General features: G+C 33.2%; 13 protein-coding genes and 1 pseudogene. 4 read left to right on the forward strand and 10 right to left on the reverse strand.

The annotated features are described in order from the left end of the window. Window positions 1–211: 211 nt before the first annotated feature. The 8 genes from KKG99_09295 to KKG99_09330 all read right to left on the reverse strand — a co-directional run bounded on the left by KKG99_09295 (window position 212) and on the right by KKG99_09330 (window position 12045). Window positions 212–1183 (reverse strand): glycosyl transferase, encoded by a 972-nt coding sequence (locus KKG99_09295; GenBank protein ID MBU1013191.1) that lies wholly within the window; start codon window positions 1181–1183, stop codon window positions 212–214. Then, the gene (locus KKG99_09300; GenBank protein ID MBU1013192.1) at window positions 1176–1904 is read right to left on the reverse strand and encodes a class I SAM-dependent methyltransferase; all 729 of its coding nucleotides are present in this window, start codon (window positions 1902–1904) and stop codon (window positions 1176–1178) included. Before KKG99_09300 ends, KKG99_09295 begins: the two co-directional genes overlap by 8 nt. Beyond that, window positions 1897–3585: a methyltransferase, TIGR04325 family gene (locus KKG99_09305; GenBank protein MBU1013193.1), complete on the reverse strand. Its 1689-nt coding sequence runs from the start codon at window positions 3583–3585 to the stop codon at window positions 1897–1899. The genes KKG99_09300 and KKG99_09305 overlap by 8 nt, the downstream gene beginning before the upstream one ends. Before the next feature lie 65 nt (window positions 3586–3650). Beyond that, entirely contained in the window at window positions 3651–6266 is a 2616-nt protein-coding gene (locus KKG99_09310; protein ID MBU1013194.1) for a YfhO family protein, read from the reverse strand. A gap of 2 nt (window positions 6267–6268) precedes the next feature. Then, on the reverse strand, window positions 6269–7033 hold the full coding sequence (locus KKG99_09315; GenBank protein MBU1013195.1) for a glycosyltransferase: 765 nt from the start codon (window positions 7031–7033) through the stop codon (window positions 6269–6271). Between the two features lie 9 nt (window positions 7034–7042). After that, window positions 7043–8143 (reverse strand): GDP-L-fucose synthase, encoded by a 1101-nt coding sequence (locus KKG99_09320; GenBank protein ID MBU1013196.1) that lies wholly within the window; start codon window positions 8141–8143, stop codon window positions 7043–7045. Next, the gene (gene gmd, locus KKG99_09325; GenBank protein ID MBU1013197.1) at window positions 8143–9258 is read right to left on the reverse strand and encodes a GDP-mannose 4,6-dehydratase; all 1116 of its coding nucleotides are present in this window, start codon (window positions 9256–9258) and stop codon (window positions 8143–8145) included. Before gmd ends, KKG99_09320 begins: the two co-directional genes overlap by 1 nt. 297 nt (window positions 9259–9555) lie before the next feature. Continuing rightward, window positions 9556–12045 carry a YfhO family protein gene (locus KKG99_09330; GenBank protein MBU1013198.1) on the reverse strand — a complete coding sequence of 830 codons (2490 nt, stop codon included), beginning with the start codon at window positions 12043–12045 and terminating at the stop codon, window positions 9556–9558. 146 nt (window positions 12046–12191) lie between these two features. Here KKG99_09330 and KKG99_09335 point away from each other — a divergent pair, with 146 nt between their 5' ends. From KKG99_09335 to KKG99_09350, 4 genes are all read left to right on the forward strand, one after another. Beyond that, window positions 12192–13676, forward strand: a complete 1485-nt coding sequence (locus KKG99_09335) for a polysaccharide biosynthesis C-terminal domain-containing protein (GenBank protein ID MBU1013199.1) — start codon at window positions 12192–12194, stop codon at window positions 13674–13676. A 256-nt stretch (window positions 13677–13932) separates the two neighbouring features. Then, complete coding sequence (gene cysC, locus KKG99_09340; protein ID MBU1013200.1) at window positions 13933–14541, forward strand: adenylyl-sulfate kinase; 609 nt, start codon at window positions 13933–13935, stop codon at window positions 14539–14541. Window positions 14542–14802: 261 nt separating this feature from the next. Continuing rightward, window positions 14803–15720, forward strand: coding sequence for a hypothetical protein (locus KKG99_09345; protein MBU1013201.1), 918 nt, complete (start codon window positions 14803–14805; stop codon window positions 15718–15720). Between the two features lie 263 nt (window positions 15721–15983). Further along, a complete protein-coding gene (locus KKG99_09350; protein MBU1013202.1) occupies window positions 15984–16625 on the forward strand; it encodes a hypothetical protein in 642 nt (213 codons plus the stop codon). A 353-nt stretch (window positions 16626–16978) separates the two neighbouring features. On the opposite strand, the pseudogene KKG99_09355 reads toward KKG99_09350, so the two are convergent. Both KKG99_09355 and KKG99_09360 read right to left on the reverse strand, forming a co-directional pair. Beyond that, window positions 16979–17188 (reverse strand): annotated as a pseudogene (locus KKG99_09355) (transposase). Between the two features lie 50 nt (window positions 17189–17238). Next, on the reverse strand, window positions 17239–17919 hold the full coding sequence (locus tag KKG99_09360; protein MBU1013203.1) for a hypothetical protein: 681 nt from the start codon (window positions 17917–17919) through the stop codon (window positions 17239–17241). Window positions 17920–17996 lie beyond the last annotated feature (77 nt).

Genomic DNA, 17996 nt, shown 5'->3' on the forward strand with positions numbered 1-17996 from the left:
AAATATCTTTTTCATCAAACTCAGTTAATAATTCTTTTGTATTGTAAACATTATATTCTCTCCTTCGACTTTTCTTCGAAAATTCACTCGAATTGACGTTTCTTTATAAAATATTTTTTCCGTCAAACTCAGTTAATAATTCTTTTGTACTGTAAACATTATAAACTCTCCTTCGATTTTTCTTCGAAAAATCACTCGAATTGACGTTTCTTTATAAAATATTTTTTCCGTCAAACTCAGTTAATAATTCTTTAATATCGTAAACATTATAGGCCCCTTCGATTTTTCGTTTAATGAATTTTAACGGTGTTCTCCATGAAAACGGTTTTTTTCGTGCAATCCCGTTAAAATCATTTTCCCCAGGATTTAACAATCTTTCGGTAATTTTTTTAAGATGTTTGATGTAGGGAACATAAAGAATTTGAATGTCTTGCTCCTTCAATTTATAAATGCCTAGTTCAACTTGATTGTTTTCCAATAAAATGAAATAATGAAAATGGTAAAAAACGAGCTTAAAATTTTTATCGGATAAATCGTATTGTTGAATATTCCAGGGGGCCACTCCCCCGCCTCTGTTTTCAAGCACATGAACAATTCCTTTAAATCGTTCGGTCCAGTCGTCCAAATATTTTTGATCGCCAAATTTCCCGTCTTCATGCCTTGCATAGCACCAATCGATGCAAGCATTTCGCCACCAATTAAGCACTTTCATTCCATCCTGACTGTTTTTAAAAGTCATAAATTGCACACAATAAATCCCGCTTTTTGCACTTTGATCATACTTTTTGGTGTATCGATGGTCGGTAATCAAAACCGATTTTTCTCCCATTTCTTCAATTAAGACGGAAGGATCGGAAAAGAAGTACAAATCGGCATCTAAATAAGTGCAACAATTTAACTTATAAGTTTCAATGGCATATTTAATAATTGAGGAGGTGGAGGTCCAGCAATACTCGGCTGCAGTTCTATCACTTTTTACTTTCAACAATTCCTCGTCTTCAAATTCGTTTAGCGAGATAACCGTAATCGATTCAAGGTTTAGTTTTTTGAGCAGAGAATAACTTTGATCATCAAAAGCAAAAATATATAAATGAAAATTCGCACTGTGCTTTTTCAGCGACTCATACATTGCCAACCCGCGGGTCAGATAATTACGATCGAATAAAGTGCAGTAATTATACATCTTTAACTTTTTTTGCAAGAATGATATTATCCAGATACAAGTCGTTGTTTTTAGGCAAAATTACGGAGAAAATAAGTCCCAGGATATTTATTGGAGCCATTAAAATTAATGTGAATAAGAGGTTTAAGAATACATATTTTGTCAATGTAATTTTATAAATATAGGCATTGAGTAATTGGAATATAACGGTAATTCCATTATTGCTCTTTCGCTGCTCAACAGTCTCAAATCCCTCTTCAGCCAAAATATGTCTTAAGCCAAAGAATGAATATCTTGCATAATCAAAGGGTTGTTCGTGCTCGTCCCAAACAAACGGAACAGTCATTAACATCAGCCCACCTATTTTAGTGACCCTGTTTATTTCTTTTAAAAAAGCGTGAGGATTAAATACATGTTCAAAAACCTGATTTGTGATGATGCTATCAAAACGCTTGTCCTCAAATGGCAAGGTCCTTCCATCATAAAAGTAATCTACTTTTGGATTATTCCTATTAGCTTCATTTTCAATTTCAACACCAATATAATCATCAACATTGCAGGCACCCTCGTAGGGCTTGCTCCCGCATCCAACGTCCAAAAGCTTACCCTTTAAATTTTTAGCCAACGCTACTACATTTTTATTTAAGCCTTTCCGTGCAAAATAAAATGGATTGGTAAAGAGCCCTATAAACTTAGGTGCAAATTGTTCTCTTTTATATATTTTTTTCAGTTGATTAAGCATTCTTTTTCAAGATCATTCCTTTAAAAATACACTCTTTTCCTTTTCCATCATTCGCTTCGAATTCTTCTATCAATCTATAATTTTTTGAAAGAAAATACTTTGTAAAAAATTGCTTATCAAAAAACCAACAAGGATAGCTCGCTTCATAAATACTTGGTGGGACTATTTGAAGTTTGATTTTATCCTGGTTATCGAAACTAAAAGGGGTTCTATCAATCAAAATATATTCAAACTCATGTTTTAATATCCCATCAAGCAATTGGTAAGGTTTTTCGATATACTGCAAAACACTTGATAAAAGAAGTACCGTTGGTTTCTCATTTTTCACACACGCTTCAACCTCAAAGTAAAAATGCAAGTTTTCATCCTCAAAATCACGTTTTCCGATCTCAACAAAGTGCTTTTGCTCAACAATATTCCATGATATATGAGGAAGTGCATCGAGAAATCTTTTATTTTGATAATAAGTACTCCCCAGGCTGCCTCCAAAGTCGAGAACGCTTAATCCTTTAGGTTTATTGGCAGACGCGAGCATTAACCCTGTTGATAATGGCCATGAATATTCAATTTCGTTAAAAACTACACTGTCCCTCTCAAAGGCTACCTCCCCATTCTTTACCTTTAAGAGCGCCTCTTTTACTTTATGAATGATTATATCATCTTCGTAGCCTTTTGCCTCTGATTTTGCCTCTTCCCATGTAGTATAATCCCCTTTCCATCCAAATTTTCGATTTTTAAAATGTTCCAGAAACGTTGTAAATATTGGTGGAAGGAGCTTTTTTACATAAATTTTTGTGGAATTTTCCTTTATTTTCGAATTTGACTTTTTAACTAGATTTTGTTTAATTGAGTTGAAAAAAATTTGAAATTTTTTTCTTGAATTTACATCTTCGAGTAAATCAATTTTTGAAATTTTAATATCCTTATTAAGCTGAACACGATATACATCGGATGGTCCACAATGCCTCCCGCTACTGTCGTCACCAATATTTTGCACATATGATACTGAAGGATAAAGTGTCAACATTTCCTTTAAGAATACACTCATCGACCACCTTATGGCCCAAGAACTATTTTTGCCCCGAATTTGATTTTTCAACATTCTGACATATCCATAACTATTGTTAAAATCAACTTCTTTTTTTAAATTTTTCCTATTGATTTCCTTAAGAAGTTTCTTTCCATCCGGTTCAAAATGTCTCCAGGCACGGTCCCAGGTTGCCCAACCCCAACAATCGGCCCCTTTAATGAAAAAGGTATCAGGGAGATTGTTTATCGGAAAAACATATCCATGAATTGAAGCGACTTTATCTTCATCTTTATAGATTTCCAAAGCCTCATTCATAAATTTCAAAAACATGGGGCTTGTTACAAGGTCATCCTCCAACACAATTATTTTTCCATATTTATTTACAATATCTGTAACTCCATCGATGATTGAATTTGCGAGTCCCCAATTTTTTTCTCTTTCAAGGATCGTAATTTTCCTGAATCCTTTAATTGTATGAATATAATTTCTAACCTCATTTACCTTTTTTACGCTATTTTCGTTTGCAGGGGCATCTGAATAAATAAAAAGTTCACTCTCGTTTGCCAGTTCATTTTGCTGCAATGCTTTAACCGTTTGCATTGTGTGCAAAGGACGGTTATAAACAAAAAGAACAATAGGAGCCAACTTCATGCTAAATAGTTAAAGTTTTTATACGACAATCTTTGATTTCAAATGCATAGCATTCCCAATTATGATTATATAATCGCATCTTCTTTCACGCTTGTAACTTTAGATGCTGAAATAAATTTCCAAATACCATAAGCAAGCAAAGAAAAAACTGACAAGAGTAATAAGTAAGATGAATATTTATTAATTGCATTTCCCAGAATATAGGATCTGGGTTCAAACTTAAACACTATGGTATGATTGCCAGCCGGAATAACAAGCGATCTGAATAAATAATTAGCCCTTAAATAATCCACAGGTTTATCATCAATATATACATGCCATCCTTTGGGATAATATATCTCTGAAAATACTGCCAGCATATTGGCATTTGAGCTCGACTTATAGGTTAAGATATGCGGTTTATAATTTTCCAGTTTGATCGAAGCCATTGGGTCAAATCCTAAATTTCCCAATTCCATCCCTTTAAACTCAATATTTACGGCTGCATCTTCTCGTGGGTTTACGCTTGTCATAGCCGCAAATTCATCATTTGCATTTTCGACCCATTTTATATTTTTAACAAACCAGGCATTGCCCATTGCATCCCTATTAAGGAAAGCAGACTGATCAGGATTTGTTATAATGTACTTTGTATTTAACATGTTTAACAAGCTGTAAGAATCACGATTTTGCCCGGATTGGACATTTCTTCCGAAATTTACAATTTGTTGTTCAAGTACCCTGCTATCGATCAAATCCTGATAACGCCTTAATTTAGCAGGGCTGTATCCGCTTAATGATTTATGATAATAAGATGTTAATGCATCCGAAAAGTTGATACCTCCCGATAAGTTTAAAACCCGATAGTTGGTGGTTAAATTCAATGCCAATAAAGGTGGACTCTCATTATTTTTTAAAATCGGGGCATCTTTATACGTAGCAAGAAATGACTCAACTCCGGATTTAACCACCGGTGAAAGTGTTTCAATGTTATAAATTGACAAATCGGCTTTTGTTGGCGCAAAAGATGCTTCGGTAGAACGAACCGTTTTAAAATCCTTATATGAAACATACCTTGTATCAACCAAAGCTAAATCCAACAACATGAGAATTAACATTGAAGTACCCAGTAATAATTTTTTGAGTTTTTTGGTATGATATAGCCACAATACACCAGCACCGGCAATTATGAAGAAAAAAGAACGGATTGCATCAATCCTTAACATTGATTTACGGTCAATCATCAATGCATTAACAAACTCAGGGTTGTTCGCATAATTAGCATCGATCGGGCCTGTAAAACTTCCTGCTAATCCGGGAAACAAAGCAAAAATTAAGGCAATACCACCAACGATTGCAAATGCCCACTTAATTGCAAACAGAAATTTCTTTTTATTATAATCTTTAAATAATTCGTTTAAAGCAAGTATCCCAAAAAAAGGAATCGTATATTGAATAATGATAAGAATGGTAGTGACTGCCCTAAATTTATTATATAACGGAAAATAGTTGAAAATAAATCGGTTAAAAATATCAAAATGATAACCCCAGGCTAAAATCAATGCAAATAAAGAAATACTTAATATCCACCATTTTTCTTTGTTCTGAAGGAAAAACATTGCAAATACAAACAAGAAAACAGCCAATGCTCCCATGTATGCAGGGCCTTCAGTAGATGGCTGAGGCCCCCAATATAAAGGCAATTGCTTAATTACCTGGTTGGCTTGTGCCCGATTACTCTGGCTATAAAGTTTATAAACTTCTGATTTTTCAGAAAGCTCTCCGACCGTGCTGCCCCCTCTAAAATTGGGAATCAATAAATTAAATGACTCCCCAAGGCCATAACTCCACTGTGTGGCATATTCAAAGTCCAATCCATCTGCTTTAGCTGCTTGTCCGGAAGCGGTATTTGCAGATAAAATTGTGTTGCCCCGAGCAGAAAACCGGGTATATTCACGGGTAGTCCATATCGAACTGATATTTGTTAAGCCGGCCAATAATGCAGCAACGAATAAAATGGCTGTTATTTTCAAAAAGTCAATGAGAGTTTTAGTCTTTAAAGCCATTATTAAATAATGTATCCCAATCGCGACAACAATAAGTATGTTATAATAAACTATTTGATAATGTCCCGATGCAATTTCCATGGCAAGAAATAATGCCATAACTATTGCACCTATGATCACTTTTCGCTCTTTGTAAGCCAGGTAAATCCCGGCGATAACTCCCGGCATATATGCCAAACCAATTACCTTGGTTACATGGCCCGCACCAATAATTATGATAAAATAGGATGAGAAAGCATAAGCTACACTGCCAACTATACTGAGCCATGGATTTACGCCATAACAAATCAATAATAGATAAAACGATATCATGGCAATAAAAAGATAAGCTATTGGCCCATCGCCGGTAAAAAAGTTAATGAATTGCGTTATAATATACAAGGGTGCCTCACCTTTTATCCAAATCGTATAAGCCGGCATTCCACCAAAGGCTGAATTCGTCCATGCACAATCATCACCGGTAAGCGACACATAAGGTATGATTTCACCCTGTTGGCTTTTTGCCGTAATATTATCTGTTCCGTGCAATACTTTACCTTGACTTGCAGGTAGAAAATAAATGTATGAAATAATCAGAAAAGCAACAATTGCTATGATGTGAGGTAGAACTGTTTTTAATATATTTTTTTTCTGCATCGCTATAAATATTTCGTTCTGAATAATGGAACAATTTTTAATTTAAGTAAAACATTATCAAAGATAAAGAAGATGTGAGAAAGCAAACATTGAAATATTCCGAAATGCGTGTTCAGGATATGGATCCTGTCGAGCCAGCTCTTTATCAAATTTTGATTCGAAAACCCTCCTTCAGTGAAATTTGAGATTATCGTTTTTGTAAAAATAATTTGTTTTGAGGCTTTCAAGGATTTAATTACCCAGTCAACATCGGCTGCAAATTTATATTGCAAGTCATAAAATGGAGCGATCTCCCTTTTTACAAATATCGACTGATGACAAACAACCATTCCTCGTCTGAAACTTTTCCATGTTAAATTTTGGGGTAATTTTTTACGACGAAGCCCTAATTGTTCTCCTTCATTACCAAGAATCAATGTTTCTCCATAAAATATTTCAGCTGAAGGATACTTTTCAAATGGGATTTTTTCAAGAGTATCAATTTCATTAAAAGAATCGCCTGCATTTAAGAACAACAGATAATCACCTTTTGCCAAACCAATTCCTTTATTCATGGCATCATAGATTCCATTATCCGGCTCACTGATCCAATGAGCAATTGATTTTTCAAATTTTTTTATTACCCTAATTGTTGAATCTGTTGAACCACCATCAATGATGATAAGTTCATAAATTTTAGCAGACTGTTCAAAAATACTCTTGAGTGTCCCTTCAAGGATATCTCCGCAGTTATATGTTACGGTAATTATACTAACTTTTGGAATCATCAATTATGACTATCTTTTATTTTGTAAACTAATAAGCATTTTAATTCCTTCTTCTAAACCAATTTTATGCTTCCAACCAAGTTTCCATAACTGAGAAGGATCTGTGACCTTTCGCATGGTCCCATCCGGCTTATCAGGATTAAATTGAAAACTGCCTTTAAAACTTATTTGTTTCTTAATCAGTTCGGCCAATTCTTTAATGGTGATTTCTTCACCGGTACCTATATTAACATGTGTGTTTCGAATTTCTTTCGGCTGATCCGCCATTTGAGGGATTAAATCGTTAAAGTTTATATTCTTCATAATATGTACACATGCATCGGCCATCTCCTCACTCCGCATAAACTCTCGCTTTGGGGCACCTGTACCCCAAATTTCAACTACCACTTTCTCCCTTTCCCGATCTAGTTTAATACCATATTTAATGAGTACCGTAAGTATATCCTCTTGATTAGCTTCTCCATCAATTCCTTCGATGGGATTATTGGTTAAATCTTTCCGAATGGATTTCCAATCATCATTTTCAAGAAATTTTCCGAGCATAACCTTTCGAACTAATGCAGGCAATACATGTGATTTTTCTAAATCAAAATTATCATTCGGACCATACAAATTTGTAGGCATCACCGAGATAAAATTTGTACCATATTGCAAATTATAACTCTCGCACATTTTAATCCCGGCAATTTTAGCTATGGCATAGGGTTCATTGGTATACTCAAGTGGCCCAGTCAATAGTTCTGATTCTTTCATGGGCTGATGCGAATCTTTTGGATAGATGCATGTACTTCCCAGAAAAAGTAATTTTTTAACACCATACTTCCAGGAGTTATGGATCACGTTATTCTGAATCATCAGATTTTCATAAATAAAATCTGCACGATAAGTATTGTTCGCCGCGATTCCCCCAACTTTTGCGGCAGCTAAAAACACATATTCAGGTTTTTCTGCCATAAAAAACGCTTCAGTAGCAGCTTGATCCAATAAATTTAATTCGCCATAATTCCGGAAAATGATATTAGAATACCCTTTTGTTTTCAAATTTTTTAATATGGCTGACCCAACCAATCCATTATGCCCGGCAATATATATTTTAGCATCCTTCTGCATTACTCATACTGGTTTAAAGTTTTATATCCGCCTTCGGATATATATTTTTCCCGTTTCATTAACTCGAGATCTGATAGTGCCATATCTTTTATTAAGTCTTCCAAACTAAATTTTGGTTTCCAGCCAAGTTTAGAATTAGCTTTAGTTGGGTCGCCCAATAATAATTCTACTTCTGCAGGCCTGAAATATTTAGGGTCAACTTCAATAACTTTTGTGCCTGCTTTTATTTTAAAATCATTGTTAATTACTTTTTTAACAAAACCACACTCTTTTTCATTCTTTCCGACAAAATCAATTTCAATGCCTAATTGGGCAAATGCCAAATAAACAAACTTCCTGACTTCGGTCGTAACTCCGGTTGCAATAACATAATCATCAGGCTGATCTTGTTGGAGCATCAAATACATAGCCTCAACAAAGTCCCTTGCATGGCCCCAATCTCTTTTTGCCGATAGATTCCCAAGATAAAGTTTCTCTTGCAAGCCGAGTGCTATCCGCGCAGCAGCCATTGTAATTTTCCTTGTGACAAAAGTTTCACCTCTTATGGGCGACTCATGATTAAATAAAATCCCATTACTGGCATGCAATCCGTATGCTTCACGATAGTTAACCGTTATCCAATAGGCATAAAGCTTTGCTGCCGCATAAGGCGATCTTGGATAAAATGGCGTATTTTCAGATTGGGGAATTTCCTGAACTTTGCCATAAAGTTCGGAAGTAGATGCCTGATAAAATCTGGTTTTTTGGGTCAATCCCAACAATTTAATTGCTTCTAATATTCTAAGAGTTCCTAATCCATCAGTATTTGCGGTATACTCCGGTGTTTCAAAACTAACCTGCACATGCGATTGTGCGGCCAAATTATAAATTTCATCCGGTTGCACCTGCTGTATTATTCTAATTAAATTCGCAGCATCTGTCATATCGCCGTAATGCAGAATAAAATTTTGATTTTTTATATGTGGGTCTTGATAGAGATGGTCAATGCGCTGTGTGTTAAACAATGAACTTCTTCTTTTTATTCCATGCACTATGTAACCTTTCTGAAGAAGAAATTCTGCAAGATAAGCCCCATCCTGACCTGTTATTCCTGTAATTAGTGCAATTTTATTCATATTTCGAGTTCTTTCGTTAATTTTATCATCATTCATTATACTTGCCTGTTTACAAGAGGATTTATTTAGCAGTCAGCAGCTAAATTATTTACGAATCCTGAATAAGTTTTGCTTTCAAATGATGCTTTTTCCCTGATACTATTCCTAACTTGAAAACCTTCTATGTTAATTTAAGGTATAGGATCATCAATAGATTTATATTATTTAACAGCACCTTCGAAACAAACTCATATAAATATATCAAGCATATTGAGCATGTCAAAGTTAAAAAAAACTACCGACTTATATCATTACATTTTAGGATGATTCTTCTTTATTTCTTGAATGCTTCCAACGCTTAATTTCGAAATAGCAATATCCTAAAAAAATCAAAATCATTAAAGAAGAGCTGGCATAGGAAATTTTATTACCAATAGTGTAAGACTTTGGTTCAAATTTGAATTCTACAACATGGTCTCCTTCCGGAATAACCATTGCGCGTAATACATAGTTTGCCCTGAAGTAATCTGCCTTCTCACCATCGATGTATGCATTCCAACCTTTATCATAGTATATTTCAGAAAAAACGGTAAACTGTTCTGAACTAGCATTATAAGAATATTTCAGATAGTTTGGTTGGTTTTCGACCATTACAATTCTGTTCTTTGACTCACTTGAAAATGATTTATCAACTATATAATCTTCAAAATCTTTGTCTACAATGGCAATTGTCTTCGGATCTACTAGTCTCAAAGTAGCTAATTCTTCATCAGGATTATTAACAATATGATAGTTATTTACAAACCAAGCATTCCCCATTGCATATTTATTTTTAATAGGGGGAATATTTAAGTCATTAATAAGATATCTGGTGTTTAACATATTTAAAACGCTCATTTTCAAAAGAATTGAGTCAGATAAATAACCTAATCTTAGCCCATTACTTATTTGCATTAATTCCCGGTTGATACAACAATCAATAAGTTCCTGGTATCGTCCTAATTTTGCGGCGTGATAACCACCAACATTTTGGTGATAATAGGATGCACGAGCATCCGTAAAAGGATCTTTCAATTGTAAAACCCTAAAACTTATATCCTGATCCTTCAATATCTCATTATCCGCCAATGTTTTTGGAAAAGGATTCTGGGTTTCGCGTTTAGAAGAAAAATTACTTTCATTAAAGTATCTTTTATCAACAGCCCAAAGATCAATAATAATGAGTGTTCCTAACAAAAATATTAAACCGTTAGATTTTATTTTATTCAGATACCATAAATAGATAGATCCGGCTGCTAAAACAATAAAAACAAAGGATCGAAATGCATCCGCTTGAAGCATATTTTTACGATCAATCACAATACTATCGAGCAGCCAATCCGGATTGATTCTCAAATCATTAATTCCCGTGAAGTCTCCGGATATTGCCGGAAACAACGCATACAACAAAGCGAAACCTCCGGTGATAATCAATGAAGATACTGTGCTTTCAAAAATATCTTTCTTTTTAACCTGACCACTTAAAATTCTGTTCAAACCAATAAACCCAAGTAATGGCATAGTAAATCCAGCGATTACTAATATCATATCGGGAGCTCTAAATTTACTATAAAGAGGCAGATAATCGAGTAAGAAATCAGATAGGCCCAAAACGTTTTTACCCCAGGCTAATACGATAGAAATAACTGTTGCTATTAAGAGCCACCATAGATATGGACCCCGAACTATAAATAACCCAAGTACAAATAAAAACACTACAATTGCACCTATATAGACAGGCCCATAAGTAATTGGCTTATCGCCATAATAATAAGAAATACTTTGACCACTTCTCTGACTTTGACGTGCCTTTTCAATATTTTGCCTTGTCTTTTTGAATACTTCAGAATTTGTACCTGGGATCAATAAACTTGAACCTCCTTTGAAACTTGGGATTAAAAGTGTTAAGGTTTCATCGATGCCTTGACTATGCTCAAATACATAATCTCTATCCAGACCTCTAGTTTTATTTGCATCTTCAGCTAATAATTCGGATTGTCCACGAATGGTCTGCTTAGAATATTCCCAAGTAGTATATAATCTAGAGAAATTCATCCCTATAGCGAGTATAATACCCAAAAGCAAAACCCCAACATTAGCTGCGAAATTTAAAATCCTTTTATTTTTAATCGCATAAATAATTTCGACTAATCCATAGAGGATCACTAAAATTAAAGTATAATATGTTATTTGATAATGATTTGAATGCAATTGAAGGGATAATGCAACTGTGAATAAGAGTGAACCCGAAATTTTCCTGCCCTCAAAAGTCATGATTATCCCTGCAATAACAGGAGCCATATACCCTATCGCATAAGCTTTCGTATTATGTCCGACACCAATAATAATTAACAGGTAGGTAGAAAATCCATATGCGATGGCACCTGCAAGACTCTGCCATTTATTTATCCCAAGTGTTAGTAATAAAAAATAATAACCAATTATATATAAGATTAACATTCCAACGGGATGAAATAGGCTACGGTATATACTATTAATTTGAGAACTTATATTTCCGGGATATTTTGCCGAAATCATATAAGCAGGCATTCCACCGAACATACTATTTGTCCATAAAGGTTCTTCACCGGTCTTGTCTCTGAAATCGCTCACCGATTTGGACATAGCTCGCCATTGGGTTATGTCAGATTGCTGAATTTTTTTTCCTTCAAAAACAGGAGAGAAATATATTGCTGACAGAACAATGATGAACAGCATAATAAAAACATGCATCATTTTACCCCATATTTCGGCATTCTTCTTTACCATATATTAAAAGTTTAATAAGCATTGATTTAACGAAGATAAAAATTTATTTCTGCTTTGAATCAGTCAAAACTAATAATTGTTCAATCCGAAAGATTTCCTATTTTTGATTAGCTTAACAATCATTTAATTCATCTCAAAATGATACTATGGGGATAATTACCAAACAAGGTATTAAAGGAACAATCTGGTCCTATTTAGGATTAATTATTGGTTATTTAAACCTTGGCATTATAATGCCTCATGTTTTTTCACCTGGTAAAATTGGGCTCATTCATCTCTTTGTTGCAACTTCAACCATATTTTCACAGTTCTCATCTCTTGGATTCAATAGTGTTACTAATCGTATGTTCCCCTATTTTAGGGACAGAATGAATAAACACAATGGCTTTCTTTTTTTGGCTATTTCTATCACACTGATTGGATTCACATTAGCTACAGTAGCTTTTTTTATTCTAAAACCACATATCATTGAAGCCAACATACAAACATCTCCAATTATTGTGGAATATATCATGTTGTTGTTACCCTTGATTTTTTTCAAGTTAATGTACTCTCTTTTTAATACATACAACAGGGTCTTATTAGATTCAGTTACCGGGGTTTTTTGGTCTGAATTTGTTCACAGAATTGTTAATTTACTCCTAATTATTGGAGTTGCATTGGATTTGTTCAATTTCAGGCAGTTCTTCTTTGGATACATTGTGTCAATTTGTATGCCGGTAATTCCCATAATTTTTGTTTTAATAAAAAGAGGCGATTTCAGTTTGAAGCCTAATCTAGGTTATGTAAAAAAGTATACGAAGGAGATGATTTCGATATCGGCATACGGAATGTTTAACGGCTTTAGCGGACAATTGACTTCAAATATTGATAAACTTCTGGTGCATCATTACCTCTCTTTACAATCACTCGGGATATTCAGTGTATGTTCATTATTCGCCAAAGTGATATCTATACCGGGACATTCGGTGTCTTCAATCTCAACCGGACTAATTGCTCAATCATGGAAGGAAAATAATGTAAAACATATTCAAGAAATTTATTACAAGGCAAGTATAACCCAAATGGTGGTTGGCTCAATCCTATTTATTGGGCTTTTGATTAATATTGATACCATATTTCAAATCCTTCCTGCTGCTTATTCTAAAGGCAAATGGGTTATTATTATTTATGCATTTGGAGTACTTGTGAGTACAGTAAATAGCATGAATGGTACCATTATTTCAACATCCGCACGTTACAAAGCATTATCATACTTTGTTATTTTAACATTTGCTATTTCTATTATTTCAAGTGTTCTTCTAATACCTCCTTTTGGGATTATTGGTGCAGCTATTGCAACATCACTAACCTATATCATCATAAATGCGGCAAAATTTTTATTTATTAAAATCAATTTTGGAATGAATTGCTTCGGGAAAAAGCATTTAATAGTACTTTTTATCGCGATTCCTTTGGTTCTTCTTGGAAATGTGCTTTCAGGTTTTGATAATTGGATCATCAACTTTGTTTTTAAAAGCAGTATAATTAGCGCAATATATATCGCATTAATATGGAAACTTAATGTTTCTGAAGACATAACTAAGCTCCTTAATGTAGCATGGCAATCCGTTTTGAAGCTAAAAAAATAAGCTTTAGGCTTTAAATCTTTAAAAAAAATAGTTTCTGCTAAATTAAACGATATGAAGGAACATTATTTGATTGATATAATAGCAGTATTAAAAGCAGTAGAAAATTGCCATAATGTTCGCCAGAGAAATAAAATTGTTAAACTACGAGTTTTTGACAAGTTTGTTTATCATGGGCTCATTTTTTAAAATATCAATACTGTGCTAATTATTTTCATATCTTTTGTTTGTATTATTTAAGTAATTATAATAACAATTTATGGCAAAAAATATTTTCCCCGTATTTGATCAACTTCTAACCAGAAATGACAAGGAAAGAATTCTAAACCAAAGATCTAAGGTGATATGGTTAGTTGGCTTATCCGGGTCAGGAAAAACTACGATTGCAAGAGGGGTCGAAATTGAATTAAACAAACTTGGATTTCTTACACAAATTTTAGATGGAGATAACATACGTTCAGGATTGAGTAAAGATTTGGGATTTTCAGAATCAGACCGAAAAGAAAATATCCGGAGAATTGCAGAAGTCTCAAAAATATTGTTGAATAGTGGAATCATTTGCTTAAACGGATTCATTGCACCTACAAAAGAAATAAGAAAGATGGCTTATGAAATTATAGGGAGAAATGATGTTCTTGATGTTTTCATTAATGCGCCAATAGAGGTTTGTGAGCAAAGAGATGTAAAAGGATTATATATGAAAGCCCGAATGGGTTTGATAAAAGACTTTACCGGGATAAATTCACCATTTGAATATCCAGAAAATCCAGATCTGGAAATTAGAACTGACTTACTATCAATTGAAGAGTCTGTAAATAAATGCTTAGAATTTATTCTCCCAAATATTACCTTGGCAGAAAAGAATTAAAATCCAAACTTTTATTAAAAGTGAATTTGAACGTTTAAATAGTCAATAAAAAGTGTACTAACATTAAGGTGATCTTAGAGAATGTTCCCAATAAATCATAAATTTATACTATTATGGAAACAAGGAAGAAACAATCCACGTCTAAATACAATAAAGAGATTAGGAGAAAAGCCAGACAGTACATATGCTAACTGGTAATGTACCTTTAAAAGAAAAGAAATAAAAAATAACTAATTTTATATTTGAAGGATACGCTAGGCTATGAAAGTTTTTTATTTTATCAAATATTTTGAAAATGGGTTCAATGCCTATTTTGAGAAGATTAATAATTGTATTGCTACTTTTACCTTTGATTTAGAGGATAGTATTCATGATTTCAATGACCAGAATAGGAGTCGCCTCCTTAAAGAAAAGTACAGAGAGATCCTTAAAAACGTATTGAATCAGAATCTCAATATACATCATTATCATTCTATTGCAATAAGGATAAATAATCCTTTAATAAAGGAATTTTCAAAAGATATAAAGCTTCTAAAAGAAATAAATGGTATTCACTGGGACACAATAATAATTCCCAAGGTCGAAAACATAAATCAAATTAAAATCACCTTGCTGGAACTCAAAAAGAATCAAGTCAAATTTCAGAATATTGCAATCTTTATAGAAACTAAAAATGGGATGTCTGCATTAAAAGAAATAATTTTCAACAATATTCCTGAATTAAAATATGTAATCTTTGGACATGCTGATTACAATTTAGATAACAGAATTTTCCCATTTATTCATCAGTCGGAATCGCAATACTGGAGTTGGGTCGAGAAAATGTTTATTGATCTTGTAGATTCAAATATTATTTTTATTAATTCTCCTTGTCTATTTTTGGATGATAATGATCTTTTTAATTTTAACCTTAAAAAGCTTAGTGATATCTTTAAAGTAAGATTTGGTCAAATGACACTGACCTTGAGACAAACCTCCATGTGTAATAACTTTAAGGAAAGAGATTTTGGTTCATTGAAATACCCCTACATAAAGAGTGTTGATAAAGTTGAATTTGCTTTGGAGTTAATTAAAGAAGACAGCATGAAAAAATCTGATAAGAGCTTTTCTATCAATGGTTATAACAATTTTATATGTCCGCAAGAAGTTGTAATGGCCAGATTATTTTTAGGATATTAACATTTTATTTAGTGGGAAAGACAAATATTCTGATAGTTAGCGGTTGTATGGCAATTCAGGCCTACAAAGGAAATTTACAGCCGGAGGATTTATATCATAGCATTTTAAAGGAAACCTTTCTGAAAGAGTATCATAAATTGCTAAATTTTGAAATAATTAATTATAATGAATTGCATCTCTGTTATGAAAATATTATAGAAAGTTTTGAATCTAAACCGGCGAACATAATAATATTTCAGGTTCGGGGCCATTATTACCTAAATATGGTTAACTTTTTTAAAACATATAAAACTATTGAACGGGTTAATTTAACAAAAAAAGGGCAACAGGTTACCATACAAAAAAGTCCATATTTTCTTCAGGATCCAAAGAACAAACTGAGACACGGAAATAATTTTGCGAGCATTTATATTTACAAACAAATGTCTTTTATAAAACGTAAATTAGTAAGACCAATAGGTTATTTCCTGGGGTATTTATTTGGAGCTGAGAACTTTGCAAAAATAACATACGCAAAACTAATAACCAATACATTACAGTATGCTGAATACAAAAAAGTTCCTGTTCTTTTTTTAGGAGTAACATCTCGGCCAGATTGCAAAGTTGCGAACCTATTTGCAAAGCGTTTAAATAGATACGCCGAAAAATTGATAACTTCTTTGGGGGGAACCTATATAGATATTTTTGGTAAATACACAACAAAGAATGAGTGTAAATTTGTTAATAACAAAAGTGACAGAGTTAGTTTGAATAATATTGGACATAGGGAAGTTGCTGAGAAATTTACTAAATATATTGAGAAATTAATTATACCGCCTAATTTAGATAAATCCGGTATTGATGACCCCTACTCGGATGATACTACCAACTTCAGGAATAATGATACAAAGAACTCAAATAGCTGACAATTTTACAGGTTTTTCTATAACTTTCACCATTTTATTCAACTCTGTAAGAGATTTGGACGAAATCGCTATCATAAATTATTTTGGATTTGTCAGCTGGATTTTGGTTGTTTAGCATCAGCGTCACGTCTTAAAAGTGAGAATTCAATTTTTATCAAAGGGATTTATATCATAATTAAACATTTCAAAGGACTATCTCATAAAGGGTGTAAATAGAAAATATCGGGGGTTGCAACCCCCGATATTTTTTTGTTAACTTTAAAATTTACACATTATGTGACGTCCTCCCATTATTCGACACATGATAAAATAGAGAAATTAAGCGTATTTTTCATATTACCATGTACGTGATTCGGAGTTAAATTATTCAAAGAACTATGAGGTCGAAACTCATTATATTTCTTTCTCCACTGTTCAATTTTTTCTCTTGCATCCAACAAAGATAAGAACCAATTTGTATTTAAACATTCATCCCTGAAACTTCCGTTAAAATATTCAATAAATGGGTTATCCGTTGATTTTCCCGGTCTTGAAAAGTCCAATACTACATTGTTGTCGTATGACAATTTAGAATAAATTACCCAAGAATTTATTTGATAAAAAAGGCAATGATTTAAGATTTATTTTTCCATGGCATTTTGTGTATGATTTTCTCTGATCCAATGAAGTTGCATACCTTAATCGCTGCATCAGGTTCTTGCACATTAATCACAAGTAATTTTCCCGGTCTATCTTTAAAATAATCAATTACTGACGAATTATAATCAATATACTTCTTTTTCATAATTTCCTTATTATAAATATCGTTTTCAGGAGTTTCCCATATCTGGGTTCGTTCCCACATCCAGCCTGGATAAACATATTCAGCAATTTGTAATTGTTCCTTCGTTGGAATTTGTCCGTTACCAAATAATTTGGAGTGAAAGGATGTCAAAGATATGTACCACTCATCCGGCGAATTACGAATTGTCAAGATAAACTTGCTATCAGGAAATTCCTTATCCATTATTTTAAATGTGTTTGGGAGGCTAAATGGTATGTCCTGAAAAGCTTCTCCATTATATTTTACGTAGCGGATGATTCTTCTATAATCACCTCTAATCCAATCTTTAAGTAATAATTCTGCTGGTCTTTGAGGCCCCACCCTTAATCCTATTTGCCTAAAAAGCTCTGCCATACTTGTTGTTCCGGTTTTATTATTTCCGATGCAAAAAAATTTTTGACTGTTTACATAAAGAACAGAACAGATTATCCTAAAACCAACTGATTTAATTTTTTTAAATATTTTTAGCATTTTATGTTTTATATATTGTAATCATACTGGAGTTGAGAATAAAAATACAGAATTTATTGGAATTGACGTTTCTATGG

This window comes from Bacteroidota bacterium, from assembly GCA_018816945.1.
Lineage (GTDB): Bacteria > Bacteroidota > Bacteroidia > Bacteroidales.

Excerpts from the sequence above, each read along its gene's own strand:
- cysC (MBU1013200.1), top strand. The coding sequence starts at position 13,933 with ATGGCAAAAAATATTTTCCCCGTATTTGATCAACTTCTAACCAGAAAT.
- KKG99_09330 (MBU1013198.1), bottom strand. The coding sequence starts at position 12,045 with ATGGTAAAGAAGAATGCCGAAATATGGGGTAAAATGATGCATGTTTTT.
- KKG99_09345 (MBU1013201.1), top strand. The coding sequence starts at position 14,803 with ATGAAAGTTTTTTATTTTATCAAATATTTTGAAAATGGGTTCAATGCC.
- KKG99_09310 (MBU1013194.1), bottom strand. The coding sequence starts at position 6,266 with ATGCAGAAAAAAAATATATTAAAAACAGTTCTACCTCACATCATAGCA.
- gmd (MBU1013197.1), bottom strand. The coding sequence starts at position 9,258 with ATGAATAAAATTGCACTAATTACAGGAATAACAGGTCAGGATGGGGCT.
- KKG99_09350 (MBU1013202.1), top strand. The coding sequence starts at position 15,984 with ATGGTTAACTTTTTTAAAACATATAAAACTATTGAACGGGTTAATTTA.
- KKG99_09305 (MBU1013193.1), bottom strand. The coding sequence starts at position 3,585 with ATGAAGTTGGCTCCTATTGTTCTTTTTGTTTATAACCGTCCTTTGCAC.
- KKG99_09320 (MBU1013196.1), bottom strand. The coding sequence starts at position 8,143 with ATGCAGAAGGATGCTAAAATATATATTGCCGGGCATAATGGATTGGTT.
- KKG99_09335 (MBU1013199.1), top strand. The coding sequence starts at position 12,192 with ATGGGGATAATTACCAAACAAGGTATTAAAGGAACAATCTGGTCCTAT.
- KKG99_09360 (MBU1013203.1), bottom strand. The coding sequence starts at position 17,919 with ATGCTAAAAATATTTAAAAAAATTAAATCAGTTGGTTTTAGGATAATC.
- KKG99_09315 (MBU1013195.1), bottom strand. The coding sequence starts at position 7,033 with ATGATTCCAAAAGTTAGTATAATTACCGTAACATATAACTGCGGAGAT.
- KKG99_09295 (MBU1013191.1), bottom strand. The coding sequence starts at position 1,183 with ATGTATAATTACTGCACTTTATTCGATCGTAATTATCTGACCCGCGGG.
- KKG99_09300 (MBU1013192.1), bottom strand. The coding sequence starts at position 1,904 with ATGCTTAATCAACTGAAAAAAATATATAAAAGAGAACAATTTGCACCT.